Origin of the sequence: Kribbella sp. CA-253562, from assembly GCF_050942265.1 — a bacterium.
GTDB lineage: Bacteria > Actinomycetota > Actinomycetes > Propionibacteriales > Kribbellaceae > Kribbella.
Genome location: NZ_CP192049.1, coordinates 8468960 through 8485615, shown reverse-complemented (window position 1 = coordinate 8485615; position 16656 = coordinate 8468960). Strand labels below are relative to the sequence as shown.

16 protein-coding genes are annotated in these 16656 nt (G+C 70.4%); 10 read left to right on the top strand and 6 right to left on the bottom strand.

The window, feature by feature from the left end; all coding sequences use genetic code 11:
- Positions 1-164: 164 nt before the first annotated feature.
- Positions 165-647, top strand: coding sequence for a GNAT family N-acetyltransferase (locus ACQPXM_RS40465; RefSeq protein ID WP_432943284.1), 483 nt, complete (start codon positions 165-167; stop codon positions 645-647).
- Here the strand turns inward: ACQPXM_RS40465 and ACQPXM_RS40460 are convergent.
- The gene (locus ACQPXM_RS40460; RefSeq protein WP_432943283.1) at positions 637-1590 is read right to left on the bottom strand and encodes an alpha/beta fold hydrolase; all 954 of its coding nucleotides are present in this window, start codon (positions 1588-1590) and stop codon (positions 637-639) included. The genes ACQPXM_RS40465 and ACQPXM_RS40460 overlap by 11 nt on opposite strands.
- Before the next feature lie 149 nt (positions 1591-1739).
- Between ACQPXM_RS40460 and ACQPXM_RS40455 the strand changes: the two genes are divergently transcribed.
- A complete protein-coding gene (locus ACQPXM_RS40455; protein WP_432943282.1) occupies positions 1740-2633 on the top strand; it encodes a DUF3152 domain-containing protein in 894 nt (297 codons plus the stop codon).
- Positions 2634-2637: 4 nt separating this feature from the next.
- Here ACQPXM_RS40455 and ACQPXM_RS40450 read toward each other — a convergent pair whose 3' ends face one another.
- On the bottom strand, positions 2638-3186 hold the full coding sequence (locus ACQPXM_RS40450) for a MarR family transcriptional regulator (protein ID WP_432943281.1): 549 nt from the start codon (positions 3184-3186) through the stop codon (positions 2638-2640).
- A complete protein-coding gene (locus ACQPXM_RS40445) occupies positions 3183-3830 on the bottom strand; it encodes an NUDIX hydrolase (RefSeq protein WP_432943280.1) in 648 nt (215 codons plus the stop codon). Before ACQPXM_RS40445 ends, ACQPXM_RS40450 begins: the two co-directional genes overlap by 4 nt.
- A 251-nt stretch (positions 3831-4081) precedes the next feature.
- On the opposite strand from ACQPXM_RS40445, the gene ACQPXM_RS40440 reads away from it, so the two are divergent.
- Positions 4082-4312, top strand: a complete 231-nt coding sequence (locus ACQPXM_RS40440) for a hypothetical protein (protein WP_012924486.1) — start codon at positions 4082-4084, stop codon at positions 4310-4312.
- 237 nt (positions 4313-4549) lie between these two features.
- The gene (locus tag ACQPXM_RS40435; RefSeq protein WP_432943279.1) at positions 4550-4915 is read left to right on the top strand and encodes a VOC family protein; all 366 of its coding nucleotides are present in this window, start codon (positions 4550-4552) and stop codon (positions 4913-4915) included.
- Positions 4916-5046: 131 nt separating this feature from the next.
- Here the strand turns inward: ACQPXM_RS40435 and ACQPXM_RS40430 are convergent, their stop codons facing one another.
- Positions 5047-6336, bottom strand: a complete 1290-nt coding sequence (locus tag ACQPXM_RS40430; RefSeq protein WP_432943278.1) for an FAD-binding oxidoreductase — start codon at positions 6334-6336, stop codon at positions 5047-5049.
- 74 nt (positions 6337-6410) lie between these two features.
- Here ACQPXM_RS40430 and ACQPXM_RS40425 point away from each other — a divergent pair, with 74 nt between their 5' ends.
- Complete coding sequence (locus ACQPXM_RS40425; protein ID WP_432943277.1) at positions 6411-7823, top strand: PLP-dependent aminotransferase family protein; 1413 nt, start codon at positions 6411-6413, stop codon at positions 7821-7823.
- The gene (locus ACQPXM_RS40420) at positions 7820-8956 is read left to right on the top strand and encodes an epoxide hydrolase family protein (protein WP_432943276.1); all 1137 of its coding nucleotides are present in this window, start codon (positions 7820-7822) and stop codon (positions 8954-8956) included. The genes ACQPXM_RS40425 and ACQPXM_RS40420 overlap by 4 nt, the downstream gene beginning before the upstream one ends.
- A gap of 17 nt (positions 8957-8973) precedes the next feature.
- Here ACQPXM_RS40420 and ACQPXM_RS40415 read toward each other — a convergent pair whose 3' ends face one another.
- Complete coding sequence (locus tag ACQPXM_RS40415) at positions 8974-9339, bottom strand: excalibur calcium-binding domain-containing protein (protein WP_432943275.1); 366 nt, start codon at positions 9337-9339, stop codon at positions 8974-8976.
- Positions 9340-9479: 140 nt separating this feature from the next.
- Here ACQPXM_RS40415 and ACQPXM_RS40410 point away from each other — a divergent pair, with 140 nt between their 5' ends.
- Complete coding sequence (locus tag ACQPXM_RS40410; RefSeq protein WP_432943274.1) at positions 9480-11246, top strand: PHP domain-containing protein; 1767 nt, start codon at positions 9480-9482, stop codon at positions 11244-11246.
- Positions 11247-11256: 10 nt separating this feature from the next.
- On the top strand, positions 11257-11829 hold the full coding sequence (locus tag ACQPXM_RS40405) for a hypothetical protein (protein ID WP_432943273.1): 573 nt from the start codon (positions 11257-11259) through the stop codon (positions 11827-11829).
- A gap of 179 nt (positions 11830-12008) precedes the next feature.
- Here ACQPXM_RS40405 and ACQPXM_RS40400 read toward each other — a convergent pair whose 3' ends face one another.
- Positions 12009-14243, bottom strand: coding sequence for a HelD family protein (locus tag ACQPXM_RS40400; RefSeq protein WP_432943272.1), 2235 nt, complete (start codon positions 14241-14243; stop codon positions 12009-12011).
- A 157-nt stretch (positions 14244-14400) separates the two neighbouring features.
- Here ACQPXM_RS40400 and ACQPXM_RS40395 point away from each other — a divergent pair, with 157 nt between their 5' ends.
- Together ACQPXM_RS40395 and ACQPXM_RS40390 are read left to right on the top strand one after the other, a co-directional pair.
- Complete coding sequence (locus ACQPXM_RS40395; RefSeq protein WP_432943271.1) at positions 14401-14925, top strand: NADPH-dependent FMN reductase; 525 nt, start codon at positions 14401-14403, stop codon at positions 14923-14925.
- A gap of 34 nt (positions 14926-14959) precedes the next feature.
- Entirely contained in the window at positions 14960-16636 is a 1677-nt protein-coding gene (locus ACQPXM_RS40390) for a right-handed parallel beta-helix repeat-containing protein (RefSeq protein WP_432943270.1), read from the top strand.
- Positions 16637-16656 lie beyond the last annotated feature (20 nt).

Below are 16656 nucleotides of genomic sequence, written 5' to 3'. Positions count from 1 at the left end.
ACGAGCGATCCCTGGACGGGCGGTCCTCGGACGGGCGGTGTCTGGGCGGGCTCGGGGACATGGCTCCACTCGGTGGTCGGCGGCAGGGCGGTGGGCGCTGCCCCTGATCAGCTCCCGCTGGTTCGAATCCGCCCGGCGCCGGAAAGTTCGGCACAATCTTCCGGGTGACCGAGATCGAGGTACGCCGGGCCAAGCCGGACGACGCCGAAGCGCTGGTGCACCTGCGCGGGCTGATGCTCGAGGCGATGGGAATGGACGTCGGCGGCGAGGACGCACCCTGGCGCGAGGTGGCGCTGCGCTTCCTCACCGAGCAGCTCGCGGCGCCGGAGCGATTCGCGGCGTTTGTCGTCGACGACCCGGCGGTCGGCGTGGTCGCCAACGCGGTCGGCCACGTGAACCCGCACCCGCCGAGCCCGACCGATCTGTCGGCGATCCGGGGAACGCTCTACAACGTCAGCACCGAGCACGGCTTCCGCCGCCGCGGCTTGGCCCGGGCCTGTGTGGTCGCGCTGCTCGACTGGTTTCGCGACGAGACCGGCGCCGGACAGATCGAGCTGCACGCCACCCAGGACGGCGACCAGCTCTACCGCTCGCTCGGCTTCGTCGACAGCTTCTACCCGTCTCAGCGCCTGCTGATCACCCGCTGACCCACGCCAGCACCCGCCGGTACGCCGCGTCGTTCAGGATGTGCCCACCGGCGGACTGGTGGCTGCTCGCGTGCGGCATCGCGGCCGCCAGATGGGCTGCCTGCCGACGGCCCCGCTCGTCCGCCGAGCCGTACCAAAGACTCACCGCCACCTCGATCCCGCCGAGTGCGAATCCCCAGTCCTGGGCAAAGGCGAGATTGTCGTCGACCCACCCGTCATGGCTGTCGACAAAGGTCGCCCGCACCCGCACCCGCGCCATGGCGTCGGCATCGTCGCGCGCCGGCGGCCCGGCCGCACCGCCATCAGGGGAGTGCGGATCCGGCGGAAACTCCGGCCCGCCCGCGGCGATCAGCGCCATGATCTCCCGCGCCGTCTCCTCGACCCCCGGCCGCAACGCCGCCTCACCTCGGTGGGCGGCGAGCCACGACGTGCGGTTCCGCCGCGGATCGTCCTCGTCCTCACTCGGCTCCGGCCCGTCGACCAGCGGGGGAGCGATGCCGCTCACCACGGCACACCGCGTCACCCGATCCGGCATCAACGCCGCGCACGCCAACGCGTGCGGTCCACCGCCCGAGCCACCCGCGACAGCGAACCGGTCCCACCCCAGCGCCTCGGCGAGCAGCCGCACGTCAGCGACCACATCGGCAACACTCCGGCCCACCTGCCGCGTCGACTCGCCGTACCCGGGCCGGTCGAACGCCAGCAACCGGATCCCGCACTGCTCGGTCGCCCGGACGACGTCCGGCCGCTTCCACCGCGTCCCCGGTGAACCGCTGTGAAAGACGACCGGCACGCCGCCAGGTTCGCCGTACAGGCTGTAGGCCACGGTTCGCCCGTCCGGCGTACTGATCGAGGTCACACACCTGATCCAACCACCACCGGTCGGTGCCGCGGGTGTCGCGCAGTGGACCTCGCCCAGGTGCGACCGGAAGAAGTTCTCCACCCACTGCACCCGTACGCCGGTACGCCGCAATGCGCGCTCCGATTCCCGCTCTCCACCCCGCGACGGACGGCGGCGAGAAGGGCACCTGCCCGAAGAGGCAAGAACAGGTGAGGACGCGCTCGCCCCGGGCGCGGTGAGGAGTCCAGCTGATGCGCAAGGTGAGGATCGCCGGTCTGGGAGCGGTCGCGGCGCTTGTGGTGGTCGGGCTGTTCCAGCTCCCGGCCAGCCCGTTCGACCGGCACGACCTGCCCGATCGCTCGCCCAGCGTGGCCGCCGACTCGGATCCGCTCGGCGACCCCTCCACGCGCGACGGCGACCCAACCGGCGATCCCGCCGGCGACGGTACGCCGAACCGGCAGGCGACCGCCGGCGCGAACGAGCCCGGACCCGCCGACAACAAGCCCGGCGCCGCCGAGAACACACCCGGTTCACCGACGGCCGACCCGGTGATCACCTACCCGCAGCGCGGCAGCGTCTCCTACACCGTCCTCCCCGGCGCCCCGGAGACGATCGGCACCGCCGGCCGGCTGCTCACCTTCGAGATCGACCTCGAGAACGGCATCAAGGGCATCAACCCGGCCGAGCTGTCCCGCTTCGTCCGCACGACGTACGGCGCGCCGCTGGGCTGGACGGCCGGCGGGAAGTGGCGGTTCCGTCAGGTCGGCCCCGGGCAGAATCCCGACTTCAAGCTCATGTTCGTCACTCCCGCGACCAGGGATCTGATTTGCGGCGGTGGCTACGACCACTACACCAGCTGCCGGATCGGCGAGCGCGTCGTGCTGAACATCGCCCGCTGGGTGCACGGCGTCCCGAACTACGGCGCCTCACTCACCGAGTATCGCCAGTACATGCTCAACCACGAGACCGGCCACCGCCTGGGCGAGGCCCACGAGCTGTGCCCCGGCCCCGGCCAGCCCGCGCCGGTGATGCAGCAGCAGACTCTCGGCCTGCACGGCTGCATCGCGTACGCCTGGCCCTACCGCAACGGCCGGCGCTACGAGGGCCGTCTCGGCAAGTACAACGACCCGATCCCGGCCTCCTGATCGGTCAGTTGTTCAGGGCCGGCGGAACCACCTGGTTGACCTTGGCCGTCACCGCGGCGGTCTCCAGCCCGTCGGCCACCGTGTGCAGCAGGCGCACCAGGTGCGCCGCGTCGGTCGGACCCAGAATCCCCGTCACCACATCCAGCACCCGGACGGTCAGCGCGTCGAGCTGCGAGAGCCGCGCCTGACCCAGCCCGGTCACCGCGAGCGCCGGCTCGGTCTTCACCAGTCCGAGCCCGGCCAGCTCCGCGATCGCGAGCTCGGCCTCGCCGGTCGTCGTACCGACCTGCTCGGCCACGGCGGCCGCCGAGTCCCGGCCGTTGGAGATCGCGCTGAGCACCAGCGCGGCCGGCATCTTCATGCCGACCGCGTCCTGCAGCCCCAAAATCAATGGGTGCGCGTGGCCCCGAACCCGCTCGACCGCGTCCAGCAACCGCAGCGCGTCCCCGACGTCACCGATCAGCTGCTCGGTCTGCACCGTCGCGATCCCGGTCAACGGCACGTCCCGCTCAGGCACGGCCAGTGCCCTGGTTTCCGTCTCTTCGATGGTCACTCTTCCAGCCTACGGATCGGCGCTGACAGTTCGGCGTGTCGTTCCTGAGGAAACGCTGTGAATTCCGCCCCGCGAGACATTCGATCAGCTGTTCGACCGTCGAGCTTGCGCAGGAACCGGCCGAACTGCGGGTCGAAGCGGCCCTGGCCGCCGGCGATCTCCTCGCGGCTCCACCATCGGAGCTGCGCGAACTCACCCGAGCCGTCCACCACCGGCAGGTCCCGCCGCCACCCGAGGACGAACCACAGACTCACGTCGGTGTGCCCGCTGTCGATCCCCACGGTCTGTGTGACAGTGAGGAAGACCGGCTCCGGATCGTTGAACAAGGCATCGATTCCCAGTTCCTCCCGGACCTCCCGTGTCGCGGCGTCGGCGGGATGCTCGTCGACCTCCACGTGACCACCGGTGGGCAGCCAGCGCCGTGCGTTCACGTGGTCGACGAGCAGCACGCTGCCGTCGGCCGGGTCGACGACCACGGCGTACGAAACCAGGTGTGGCGAGGGTGTCGCGGGCTTCACCCGGCGCCAGATGTCGTCGGTGCTCGCAAGCCAGCGCAGTGTCCAGTCGCGGTCCGCGGCCTCGAGGTCGTCGGCCGGCTCCAGGGCGGCGACCAACTGGTGGACGGAACGCACGGCGGATCGCATCGCCGCAGCATCGCAGCGGCCGCCGACAATTCCCGCGCGAATGCCAGGCATTCAGCAAAACAAGGGAACATCTGTTCGATCGAACTGATCAGAAAATCCATCTTTTGTGCACGGAAATCGCAAACCGGGCGTGACCTCCGCTCCCGGTCGTGCGTTGCACCTGACGTGACGGTGAACACACGGCTAGCCGTCATCGCGCTCGCTCCGCGTTCACAGGCCGACCACCCCTCAGATCTGCCTCAGGAGGACCAGTGACAACCGCCACCGCCACCCAGACGTCAGAGCGCCGACGCGTCCGAGTCTGGTTCGGTGAGCACGTGATCGCCGACTACAACGCCGAGCCGGCGTTGGCCGAGCGGTACGCCCACGCCATGAGCCGTCGCTTCGCCGGACTGCGGGTCACCAACGACCCGATGCCCGCCGTGGACCGGCTCCCCGACCCCCTGCCCGGCGAGCGCATGTGGGACGTAGCCCCGCGCTGAAGCCCGACCCCGCCGTACTGCGCACTCCCTGTTGCCGCAGCACGACTGAATCGACCCAGTGCGAACCACGAGTACGACGACGAACCCGTCCGCACCACGGCCCACAAGGCCGGGTGCGGGCGGGTCTTTTCGTTCCGGCCGATCCCATGTCGAGTGTTCCGGCCGATCCCGTGTCGAGGCCCGGCGGCCGGCTCCGACGTCCCCGGCGTGACCGACTCACGACCCGAGGAGAACCCGATGGACCGGCCCGTTCTGAACAGCATGCTGCTCGGCAGCACCGACCCCGACCGGCTGAAGACCTGGTACCGCGACGCCTTCCACGCCCGCGTCGACGGCCACGGAAATCTCGACCTCGGCGGCTTCGGCCTGGTGATCGAGCACCGCGACGACGTCGCCGCGACCGCTCCCGAGCCCGGCCGGTTCATCGTGAACTTCGACGTCGACGACATCGAGGCCGCCGCCGACCACCTGCGCACGCTGGACGTCGACTGGCTGGTCGAGCCCGAGGACCGCGGCATCGGCAAGTTCGCGACGCTGACCGACCCGGACGGCAACTACGTCCAGCTGATCCAGATGAAACCCGAGTACTACGCCAACCGCTGACCCGTCCGATCTCATCCCCGTCCCCCATTTCGACGGTTAACCCGTCCGGCGGTGGGTTCTATGCGCGCAGGCAGTCGTAGAACCCACGAGGAGCAGGGTTAACCGTCGAAATGGGAAAGGGCGAGCGGCGGTCAGGCCGGGAGGATGTTCTGGTTCAGGTGGAACACGTTCGCCGGATCCCACGCGGTCTTCAGCGCCCGCAGCCGCGTCAGCTTCGCCGCCGGGAACGCGCGCACGACCGGCTCGCCGTTGAGCGTGTTCACATACGCGCCGCCGGCGTACGGCGCGAGCCAGGCGGCGTACTCGCGCACGGTGGCGATCCGGTCGGCGTCGTCGGCCGGATCGTCCCACCGGGTCGCGGTGACGAACTCGAACACCGTGTCCCGCTGGCTGAACGCAGCGTCCTCGTCCGGTACGTCGGCGATCGCGCCGCCGTACGCCTGCAGACTCGCGCCGACGCCCGGATTGCGCAGCAGCGCCCGGATCGCGTCGTCGGGCAGGGCCTTGAAGTAGTGGCCCTTCCAGTACCGCCGGTACCGGTGGCCCTGCACGTTGTCGTCCCGCGTCTGCAGGGTCAGGTACGGCATCTCCTGGACCGATTCCGCGACCACGGTCCCCAGTGCGCGGAACGAAGGCAGCAGCTTCGCGCCGTCGGCCGGATCGCCGACCCACACGAAGCCGGCCCGGACCGCGTCCCCGACCACGTTCGCCGTGAACGTCGCCTCGCGCGGCGCCGTCGCGTTCAGCTCCCGCCAGCCGGCCAGGACGTCGAACCCCTCCGCCGTCGTGAACTCGAACTCCGCCACCAGCGTCCGCGTCCCGACCTCGTGCAACCGGAACTCGAACTCCGTCACGATGCCGAAGTTGCCACCGCCACCCCGCAACCCCCAGAACAGCTCGGCGTTCTCCTCCGCACTGGCCCGCACGACTTCACCGTCGGCAGTCACCACCTCGTACGACGTGACGTTGTCGCAGGCCAGCCCGTACTGCCGGGCCAGCCACCCCATCCCGCCGCCCAGCGTGAGCCCGCCGACGCCGGTGTGCGAGACGTTCCCGGCCGTGGTCGCCAACCCGTACCGCTGCGCGGCCCGATCCAGCTCGCCCAGCAACGCCCCGCCCTGCACCCAGGCCAGTCGCCGGACGGGATCGACCCGTACGCCGCCCATCGGCGTCAGGTCGATCATCATCCCGCCGTCGGGCACCGCCAGTCCGGCGATGTTGTGCCCGCCGCACCGGACGCCGATCTCCAGCGAGCGGCTCCGTGCGTGCCGTACCGCCGCGGCGACCTCCGCCGTACTGCCGCAGCGGGCGATCACGGCCGGGCGGCGATCGATCATCGCGTTCCACACCGTGCGGGCTTCGTCGTACCCGCGGTCGCCGGCCCGCAGCAGCACCGGGGTCTGGATCTCGATCGTGCTCATCGGCGGTCTCCCTCGCTGAAGTGCTGGTACACAAACCCTGACAGCGCCCCGGCGCGCGGATAAGGTCCAATTCCATGAGCCGTTCGAGGACCGGTTCCGGTACCGGTGAGCTGCTGGTCGAGATCCAGCGGGACAGCACCGTGCCGCTGCACCAGCAACTGGAGACCGGGATCCGCGAGCGGATCCGCGAAGGCCTGCTCCGGGCGGACGCCGTGCTGCCGTCGTCCCGGGCGCTCGCGTCCGACCTGGGACTCTCGCGCGGTGTCGTGGTCGAGGCCTACCAGCAGCTTGTCGCGGAGGGGTACCTGGTGAGCCGGACCGGCGGCTACACCCAGGTCGCCCAGGCGGCGGCGCGCAGCCTGCAGACGGCACGGGCCGCTCAGAAGCTCGCCGGACCACCGCGGATCGACTTCAGGTACAGCCGTCCCGACGTCACCCAGTTCCCGCGCGCGGCCTGGCTGCGATCGTTCCGGCGGGTCCTGAACGAGACTCCGCACCGGACCTTCTCCTACCTGAGCGGACAGGGGGCGCTCGAGCTCCGCGAGGCGCTGGCCGACTACCTCAACCGGGTCCGCGGGACGTCGGCGCGGCCGGAGAACATGCTGATCAGCCACGGCTTCGCGCAGGGTTCGCGGCTGCTCTTCCAGGTCCTGGTCGCGGCGGGCTACCGGCGGATCGCACTGGAGGATCCGTCCGACTACGACCTCCGCGACGTAGCGACGAAGGCAGGGCTGGAGACCGTCGGCGTACCCGTGCTGGACTCCGGCGTGGAGGTGGCGGCGCTCGACCGGTCGGGCGCGGACCTGGTCCTGGTCACGGCCGCGCACCAGATGCCGATCGGCGCCGTCGCGTCGCCCGAGACCCGGACGGCGCTGGTCGAGTGGGCCGTCCGCCGGGACGCGCTGATCATCGAGGACGACTACGACGCCGAGTACCGCTACGACCGCGAGCCGATCGGCGCCATCCAGGGCCTGGCACCCGACCGCGTCGTCTACGCCGGTACGGCGAGCAAGACCCTGGCGCCCGGACTCCGGCTCGGCTGGCTGATCCTGCCCGACGGGCTGGTCGAGCCAATGTCCGCCGCGAAGCTGACTGACGACCGCGGTTCGTCGGTCCTGGACCAGCTGACCTTCGCCGACTTCGTCGCCCGCGGCGAGTTCGACCGCCACCTGCGCCGGATGCGGCCCCGCTACCGGAACCTCCGCGATCTCCTGGTCGAACAGCTCGCGGACCAGTTGCCCGACTTCAAGCCGGTCGGGATTTCGGCCGGCCTGCACCTGCTCGCCTGGTTGCCGCCAGACCTCCCCGCCGAAGCCGTCGCCGAGGCAGCGCGGACCCGGGACGTCGGCGTGTACCCGCTCACGCCGTACTGGTTCAACCCGCCCGGGCCGCCCGGTCTGGTGTTCGGCTACGGCGGCCTGACCGAGCAATCAGTTGCTGAGGGCATCAACCTGCTGGCCGGCGCCGTCCGTACCCTGAGGCCATGATCGCCGAGTTCCGGATCGCCGTTCCGCAGGAGGACGTCGACGACCTCCGCTCCCGCCTGAGCAGGACCCGCTGGCCGCGCGCGCTGCCGGCCGCGGACGACTGGTCCCGCGGCGTCCCGGTCGGCTATCTGCAACGGGTCGTCCGGCACTGGCTCGACGAGTACGACTGGCGCACCTGGGAAGCCCGCCTGAACGCCTTCCCCCAGTTCGTCACCCCGATCGAGGGCCAGCCGATCCACTTCCTGCACGTCCGCTCACCCGAGCCGGACGCGCTCCCGCTCATCATCACGCACGGCTGGCCGGGCTCGATCGCCGAGTTCCTCGAGATCGTCGGCCCGCTCACCGACCCGGGAGCACACGGCGGCGATCCGGCGGACGCCTTCGACGTCGTCGCCCCTTCGGTCCCCGGCCACGGCTTCTCGATCCCGCTGAACGACGTCGGCTGGAACCACCTCCGCATCGCCCACGCCTGGGCCACCCTGATGGACCGCCTCGGCTACGACCAGTACGTCGCCCAAGGCGGCGACACCGGCTCGGTCGTCTCACCCCTGCTCGGCCGCGTCGCCCCCGACCACGTCCTCGGCGTCCACATCAACGGCGGCCTCGCACACCCATCCACCGGTCCCGGCTACCGCCCCGGCGACTTCGACGACCTCAGCCCGGCCGACCAGGCCAAGCTCACCTTCGCCGACCACGTCCGAGCCACCGGTACGGCGTACGCGGAACTGCAAGGCAGCAAGCCGCAGACCATCTCCTTCGCCCTCAGCGACTCCCCGGTCGGCCAACTCGCCTGGATCCTGGAGAAGTTCCACGACTGGTCCGACCCGGCCCGGCCGCTGACCGACGTTGCCCTCGGCCACATCCTCACCGACGTCTCGCTGTACTGGTTCACCAACACCAGCGCCACCTCGGCCAACCTCTACTACGAGCCCAGCACGCCACCACCCGACCCCGCCCCCGTACCCACCGGCGTCGCCGTCTTCCCCACCGACCCCGCGATGCGCCACATCCTGTCCCGCACCCACCACCTCACCCACTGGACCGAACACCCCCGAGGCGGCCACTTCGCCGCCCTGGAGGCCCCCGACCTGCTGATCGAGGACCTCCGGACGTTCACCCGCCAGTTCCGCTAGCAGGCTGCGATGGCCACCTACTGCTGCCAGAACTGGTCGATGACCGGTGGTGCGTACTCCTCCTCGCACGGGATGCCGTTGCCGTCGGCATCCAGTTCGGGGGGCCGGCCGTACGCGCGCCAGTAGCCGACCACGCCTGGGTACGTGTAGCCGCGGGCGACCAGTTCCTCGCACCGCAGCCTGACCGGCGAGGACGGGGCGACGGCGGGGGTCTTGCGGGCCGACGGGGTCGGCGCGTCGGCGACCTTGGCGGGTGCGCCGGTTTCGTACGTCGCGCGGACGACCGCGAACGTGACCAGTACGGCGAGTACGCCTGCCGCCATTCCCGCGCTGACGGCCCGCAGCGCGGCGGCACGACTCCCCAGTTGCCGTGATCTCCCCATGATCTTCCCCCCACGGTCCAGTGAGGCACCGGGCTGCGCGTTTGTCCAGGGGTGGCGGCTGTGGTTCATCCGGACAACACCTTCGCGTCATCCGGAAAGGCGATGATCCCGGCGGATTCCGCCATCCGAGAGGACGCACGATGGGACACTCCCACGACCACAGCGGTCACGAGCACGGGCACGGCCACGGACATGGCCACGGCCATGGGCACGACCACGATCACCATCACCCGAACGCCGAGCTGGACGCCGCGACGCTGGCCGCGCTGGACGAGTCGATCCCTGACTCCGACCTCTCGCCGACCGAGGTGAGCCGCCGGTCGCTGCTGCGGTCCGCGGGCATTCTCGGGGGTACGGCGGCGCTGGCCGTCACCGGTGCGCAGGCGGCCGCCGCCGCGGCGCCGAAGAACGTGCCGGGCTGGATCTTCCAGCAGCACAAGCGGCCGAACGTCTGGCTGGCCGGCGACCACCACATCCACACGCAGATGAGCTCGGACGGCCTGTACCGGGTCATCGACCAGGCGCGCCACGCCGCGGCGTACGGGCTGGACTGGCTGGTGATCACCGACCACGGTGGCGCCACCCACGCGCGGATAGGCGTCGACCTGGTCAACCCGCAGATCAAGGCGGCCCGCAGCGAGCTGAAGAACACGCTGATCTTCCAGGGCCTGGAGTGGAACATCCCGGCCGCCGAGCACGGCACGGTGTTCGTCGCGCCGGGCAGCCGCGAGGTCGAGGTGCTCAAGCAGTTCGAGAACAGCTACGACGGCGGCGTGAAGGGGGCCGGTGGCAACACTCCGGCCAACGAGGCGCTGGCCGTCTCGGGGATCCAGTGGCTCGGCCAGCAGGTCGACCGGCGCCGGGTCCAGGACGCGCTGTTCCTGGCCAACCACCCGGCCCGTAACGGCATCGACAGCCCGCACGAGATCCGCAACTGGCGCGACGCCGACCCGCGGATCGCGATCGGCTTCGAAGGCGCGCCGGGTCATCAGGCGGCCGGTCTGCCCGCGCCGATCGGTGGTGCCCAGGCCCGTGGCTACTACGGCAACGCCCCGGGCGCGAACTCGTTCCCCGGCTACCCGCTCGAGTCCTACCGGACCTGGGGCGGCTTCGACTGGATGACCTCGACCGTCGGCGGTCTGTGGGACAGCCTGCTGGCCGAGGGAAAGCCCTGGTGGATCAGCGCGAACTCCGACAGCCACGTGAACTGGAACGAGACGGCTCGCCGTCCCGACGGTTCCGACCAGGCGCAGTTCGACCGCGACGGCCGCTACATGGACCCGGTCTACGGCAACACCGTGAACCGGACCGCCGGCGACTTCTTCCCCGGCTACTACAGCCGCACCCACGTCGGCGCCGAGCGCCGCGACTATCTGTCGGTGATGGAGGGCCTGCGGGCCGGCCGGATGTGGGTCGACCACGGCATGCTCGCCAAGGGCGTCGAGGTGGAGGTCCGCGAGCTCGGTCAACGGTATGGCGAACCGCTCGGCGGCGCGCTCACGGTCAAGCGCGGCCGTGCGGTCGAGTTGGTCGTCCGGATCACCACGCAGACGATGCCGAACTGGTCGAACTTCGTGCCGAAGCTGAACCGGGTCGACGCGATCCGCGGTGCCGTCAAGGGCACGGTCAGCAACCGCGACACGTTCACCGCGCCGGACACCAAGGTCGTCCGGCAGTGGGACACCTCAGGCAAGCGCGGCACGTTCGAGCTGGTCCTGCCGCTGGGCCGGGCCGAGGAGCCGTTCTACGTCCGGGTCCGCGGCACCGACGGCAACCGCAGCCAGCCGGGGTACCTCGGCGCGGCGATCGACCCGGCGGGCCCGCAGCTCGACGTGGTCGGCGACGCGGACCCGTGGTCGGACCTGTGGTTCTACACGAACCCGATCTGGGTGCTCCCGAAGAAGTGATCGCGACCCGATGATCATCGCCGTCGACGCGGCCAGCCGCGACACCGCCGAGGCCGAGCACGTACTGCACGAACTGCTCGGCCCGGCGGCGCCTCCGGTGATCGCGTGCACCCACGCGATCACCGGTGGAGACACCCCGCACCTCGCCGTCTCGATCGCCGCGGCGACCGACGAACTCGAAGCCCACGTCCGCAGGTGGTGCGCCGAGCACGGCGCCGGCTCCGCGTTCACCCGATCCGGTGCGACCGCTCCAGATCTCGCCGGACCGAGCCCGTTGGTCCGCGGCGCGTACGTCGCTGCCGTGGAGAGCGCGCTCGGCGCTGGTCGGCTGTTCCGCTGGCCCGGCCACGAGCACGCGTACGGCGTACAGACCGCTGCCGCTCTGCGCGCCAAGGCAGGCATCGACTACGTCGAGGCACTCGGCGGCCTACTGGTCACCGACGACACGGTCATCGACACCCGCGACTTCGTCCGCCCGGTACGCCGCGAAGGCCAGGTCATCCTCCAGGTCCAGCCCGCCGCGGGCGGCGTCCTCATCCCCTTCGAAGCCGAACACCAGCAGAAGTGCTGCTCGGACCACTAACCGGCGCCGCCGAAGTCGTTCAGCGAGAGCTTGTCGCGACTCGTGCCGCACCGTAGACACAGCTGATACCGCTGGCCTTCTTCGTTGCGCTCGGTTCTCCAACTGTGTAAGCCGAGAAGACACGCCAGTGACTTCTTCATCCTTCGACGGTCGCACCGCGCGCACCGCTTGGAAACAGCTCAGCGCCGTACGTCCCAGGCGTCCGAGTCAGCCAGTACCTCGGGTAGTTCGCCGATCACGCCGAGGCGCTGGGTGCAGCGGGTCAGCGCGACGTACAGGTCGCGCAGGCCTCGTGGTGACTCCAGCATGATGCCCTCGGGGTCGACCACCAGCACCGAGTCGAACTCCAGCCCCTTGGCGCCCGCGACGGTCAGCACGGTCACGTCGGCCAGGTCGCCGACCGCTTCCTGCACGAGCTCCAGCCGCAGGCGCGAGGTGATCACGCCGACCTGCCCGTGCTGGACCTCCTCGCCGGCGACCTTGCTCACGTACGCCGCCTGCTCGGCCGGCGCGACGTCGACGTGCCACGGCTTCACGCCGGTCGACCTGACCGACTGCGGCGCCTTTGCCTGGGGATCCACCAGCTCCAGCACCTGTCCGGCCAGCTCCATCACCTCGGCCGGCGTGCGGTAGTTCATCGTCAATTCGGCCAGCCGCCAGCGGTCGCCGAAGCTCGACGCGAGCGCCTGCCGCCAGCTCGTCCCACCGCCGGCCGCACTCGTCTGGGCGACGTCGCCGACCAGCGTCATCGACCGCAACGGGCAGCGCCGTGCGATCGCCCGCCACGCCATCGGCGACAGCTCCTGGGCCTCGTCGACGATCACGTGCCCGTAGGTCCAGCGCCGGTCCGCCGCGGCCCGCTCGGCCAGCGTCCGGTCGTCGTCCGCCTCGAACCGCTCGGCCAGCGCTTCAGCGTCCAGAATGTCCCGGGCGGTCAGCACCTCCGACTCGTCGTCCTCGTCGAAGTCCGTAGAGCCCGACCCGGACAGTACGTCGAGCGACCCCTGCGCGTAGGCGATCGCCCGCGCCCGCTCCGCCTTCAGCCGGGCCGCCTCCTGACCGTCGTCCCCGAGCAGTTCGGCCGCCTCGTCGAGCAGCGGCACGTCGGCCGGGCTCCAGTCGTCGCCGTACCGCAGCAGGTGCTCACGGTCGAGCTCGCTCAGCTGCGGAGCGGCCTCGGCCAGCCGCCGCTCGTCGCCGTACAGGTCGACCAGCAGCTCGCGGGGACTCAGGTTCGGCCAGAGCCGGTGCAGCAACTCCTGGACGGCGGGCTCGCCGACCACCTCTTTGCGCAGCTCGGCCAGGTCGTACTCGTCGAGCAGGTTCTCGCCGCCGAGCGGGTCGGCGCCGATGATCTCGGCGTACTGCTCGGTGAGCGTGTCGACGATCTCGGTCAGGAAGAACGGCCGGGCCTGGTTGTGCGTCAGCCGCCGCTCGCGCGCCCGGGAGCGCGCTGCCTCGGCGACGGAGGGGTCGAGCCGCAGCACGGTCCGGTCGACGGTCACCTCGAGCGGCTTGTCCGGAACCCACTGACGGTTGGCGACCGCCTGCGCGATCACGTCGGCCATCACCGCCCGGCCCTTCACCTCGGCGGCCTCGGCGGACTCCGGCCGGGTCGCGGTCAGCCCGGGGTAGAGCTCGGCCAGCGTGACCAGCCGGACGCCGTCCTCGCCCAGCGACGGCAAGACCTGCCCGATGAACTTCAGGAACGTCGGATTGGGGCCGACGACAAGAATTCCGCGCTTTTCCAGCTGGTCCCGATGGGTGTACAGCAGATAGGCGGCCCGGTGCAGCGCAATGGCGGTCTTTCCGGTCCCCGGACCACCCTGGACGACCAGAATCCCGGGCAGTTCGGACCGGATGATCCGGTCCTGGTCGGCCTGGATGGTCTGCACGATCGACTCCATCGTGCCGGTCCGCCGGGCCTCCAGCGCCTTCAGCAGCACCGCCTCGCCCATCACGCCGGTGCCGAGCCGGGACTCGCCGGCCGCCGTCCGGCCGAGATCGAGCTGCTCGTCCTGGACGTCGATCACCTGCCGCAGCCGGCTCTGGATGTGCCGTCGACGCACGACGCCCTGGTTGTGCACCGCGGTCGCGACGTAGAACGGCCGCGCGGCGGGAGCCCGCCAGTCGACCAGCAGGGGTTCGTAGTCCTCGTCGTGCAGGCCGATCCGGCCCAGGTGCAGGACCTCGCCGTTGCTGTCGTCCAGGCGGCCGAAGTACAGGCCCTCCTCGGCGGCGTTCAGGCGGGCCAGCCGCGCGTTCAGGTCGCGGACCCGGCCGTCGCGCTGGTGCAGGGCCTGGGCGTTGCGCGTCCCGGCCACCTGCTCGCCGCGGCGACGGGTCTCCGCCTGCTCACGTTCGCGGTCCAGTGCCGCGTAGAACGTGGTCAGGTGAAGCTGTTCCGACTGCACCGGATTCTGCAATTCCAACCCCTCGTGATAAAATGCAGCGCGTTGGCTCCGTGATATTTCTTCCGGTCGCCACAAATCCTCGATTTTACGGCATTTCGCCGCTTTCTCCACCGTTGGCTTGACCTCAAGCGTTGTTGAGGTACTACCGTCGCTGGACGTGACCGTTCATCCGCTCCGTCTCGCCCTGCTCGTGCGTACCGCGGAGGCCAGCCCGTTCTGCCGGGCGCTGATGACCTGGTTCAGCCGGCAGGTGGACGGCCGGGACGACTTCAAGCTCGATCTGGTCGACCTGTCGATCGCCGACGACCTGCCCGCGCGGATCGCGGAGGCCGACGCGATCGTCGTGCTCGCGCCGGAGTACAACCACGCGTATCCCGGCGACCTGAAGACCGCGATCGACTCGGTCCGCGAGCCCTGGTACGGCAAACCCGTCGGCTTCGTCGTGTACGGCGGCCGCTCGCGCGGGCTGCGCGCCGCCGAGCAGCTGCGCCTCGTTTTCGGCGAGCTGCACGCGGTCACGATCCGCGAGACGCTCAGCTTCCAGCAGCTGCCCGGCGCCGTCGACACCGCTGAGCTGGCCGACCCCGCGACCGCCGTAGCTGCTGCGACCATGCTCGACCAGCTCGCCTGGTGGGCCAGGGCTCTGCGCGACGCCCGCACCACGACGCCGTACCCCGCCTGATCAGCGACCGCTCTGTGCAGGACACTGGGCGCTTGTGACCCAAGTAGTCGACGTCACCGCGTTCGGCGCGGACAGCAGCGGCGTGAAGGACAGCACCCCGGCAGTCGTCGACGCGATCGCCCACGCGTGCGATCTCAGCGGCCCGGTCCGGCTGCTCTTCCCGCGCGGCACCTACCAGCTCTATCCCGAGCACGCGATCGAGCGAGAGTTCTACATCTCCAACACCGTCGGCGCCGACCCGTCCCACCGGCACAAGCGTTTCGCGTTCCTGCTCGAAGACCTCGCCGACCTCACCGTCGACGGCGACGGCTCGACCTTCCAGCTGCACGGCCTGCTCGGCCTGTTCGCCGTGGTGCGCTCCGAGCGGGTGACGATCAGCAACTTCGCCTTCGACCACTCGGCGCCGAAGGTCGTGGACGTGACCGTCGCGGAAACCGGTCCGGCGTACCGGGTGCTCAGCATTCCGCCCGGTAATCCCTACCTGGTGGCCGACGACCAGCTCACGTTCCTCGGCGAGACCAGCCCAGCCACCGGTACGCCGTACTGGCGGCACAGCACCGACGAGCTCTGGTACTGCCAGATCCACGACCCGGCGGCGCAGCGGACCTGGCGGGGAGACAACCCGCTGTTCACCGACGTCGCGCGGTTGACCGATCTCGGCGATCACCGGATCCGCGTCGACTACCTGTCGGAGATCACCACCGAGGACGCGGGCCTGGTCTACCAACTGCGTGAACCGACCCGCGACACCGCGGCCGGATTCATCTGGGAGTCGTCGCAGGTCACGGTCACGCAGCTCAAGGCCGGCTACCTGCACGGCTTCGGCATCGTCGGGCAGCTGAGCACGGACATCACCGTGACCGGCAACGAGTTCCACGCCGACCGGTCGATCGGCCGCAGTACGGCGGCGTTCGCGGACATCCTGCAGCTGTCGGGCGTTCGCGGCGCGGTGACGATCACCGGCAACCTGTTCGACGGCGCGCACGACGACCCGATCAACGTGCACGGCACCTATCTCGAGGTCGTCGACGTCGCGGGCGAGCAGGCCGGTCTGCGGTACATGCACCACGAGACGGCCGGTTTTCCACAGTTCCATCCCGGTGACGTGGTGGAGTTCGTGGACAAGCTGACCATGGTCGGCGTCGGGCAGGCGACGGTCACGGCGGTCGACGGACCGACCGGGACGGACAGCAGCAAACCGCTGACCACGATGACGATCACGCTCGACCGCGCCGTACCGGAGACCGTCGAGCCCGGCGAGTACGTCGTCGAGAACGTCACCTACACCCCGGCGGTGCGGATCGCGGGCAACACCTTCCGCAACATCCCGACTCGCGGCGTGCTGCTCACCACCCGCGGGCCGAGCGTGATCGAGCACAACGTGTTCGACGGGATGTCGATGGCGAGCATCTACGTCTCGGCCGACGCGCACCAGTGGTACGAGTCGGGGCCGGTGCGCGATCTCGTCGTCCGCGGCAACCAGTTCCTGCGGCCGGCGACGCCGGTGATCTGGTTCGACCCGACCAACCAGGTCGAGGGTGAGCCGGTGCACCGCGGCGTACGGATCGAGGACAACGAGTTCCGGCTGACCGGCGACGGTGAGGTGCTGCGCGCGAAGAGCGTCGCGGGACTGGTCTTCACCGGGAACCGGGTGGTCGGCGGCGAACCGGCGTACTCGATCACCGGCTGCCCCGACGTCACAGTGGAATAGGAACCCGCTTCCGCCGGTTG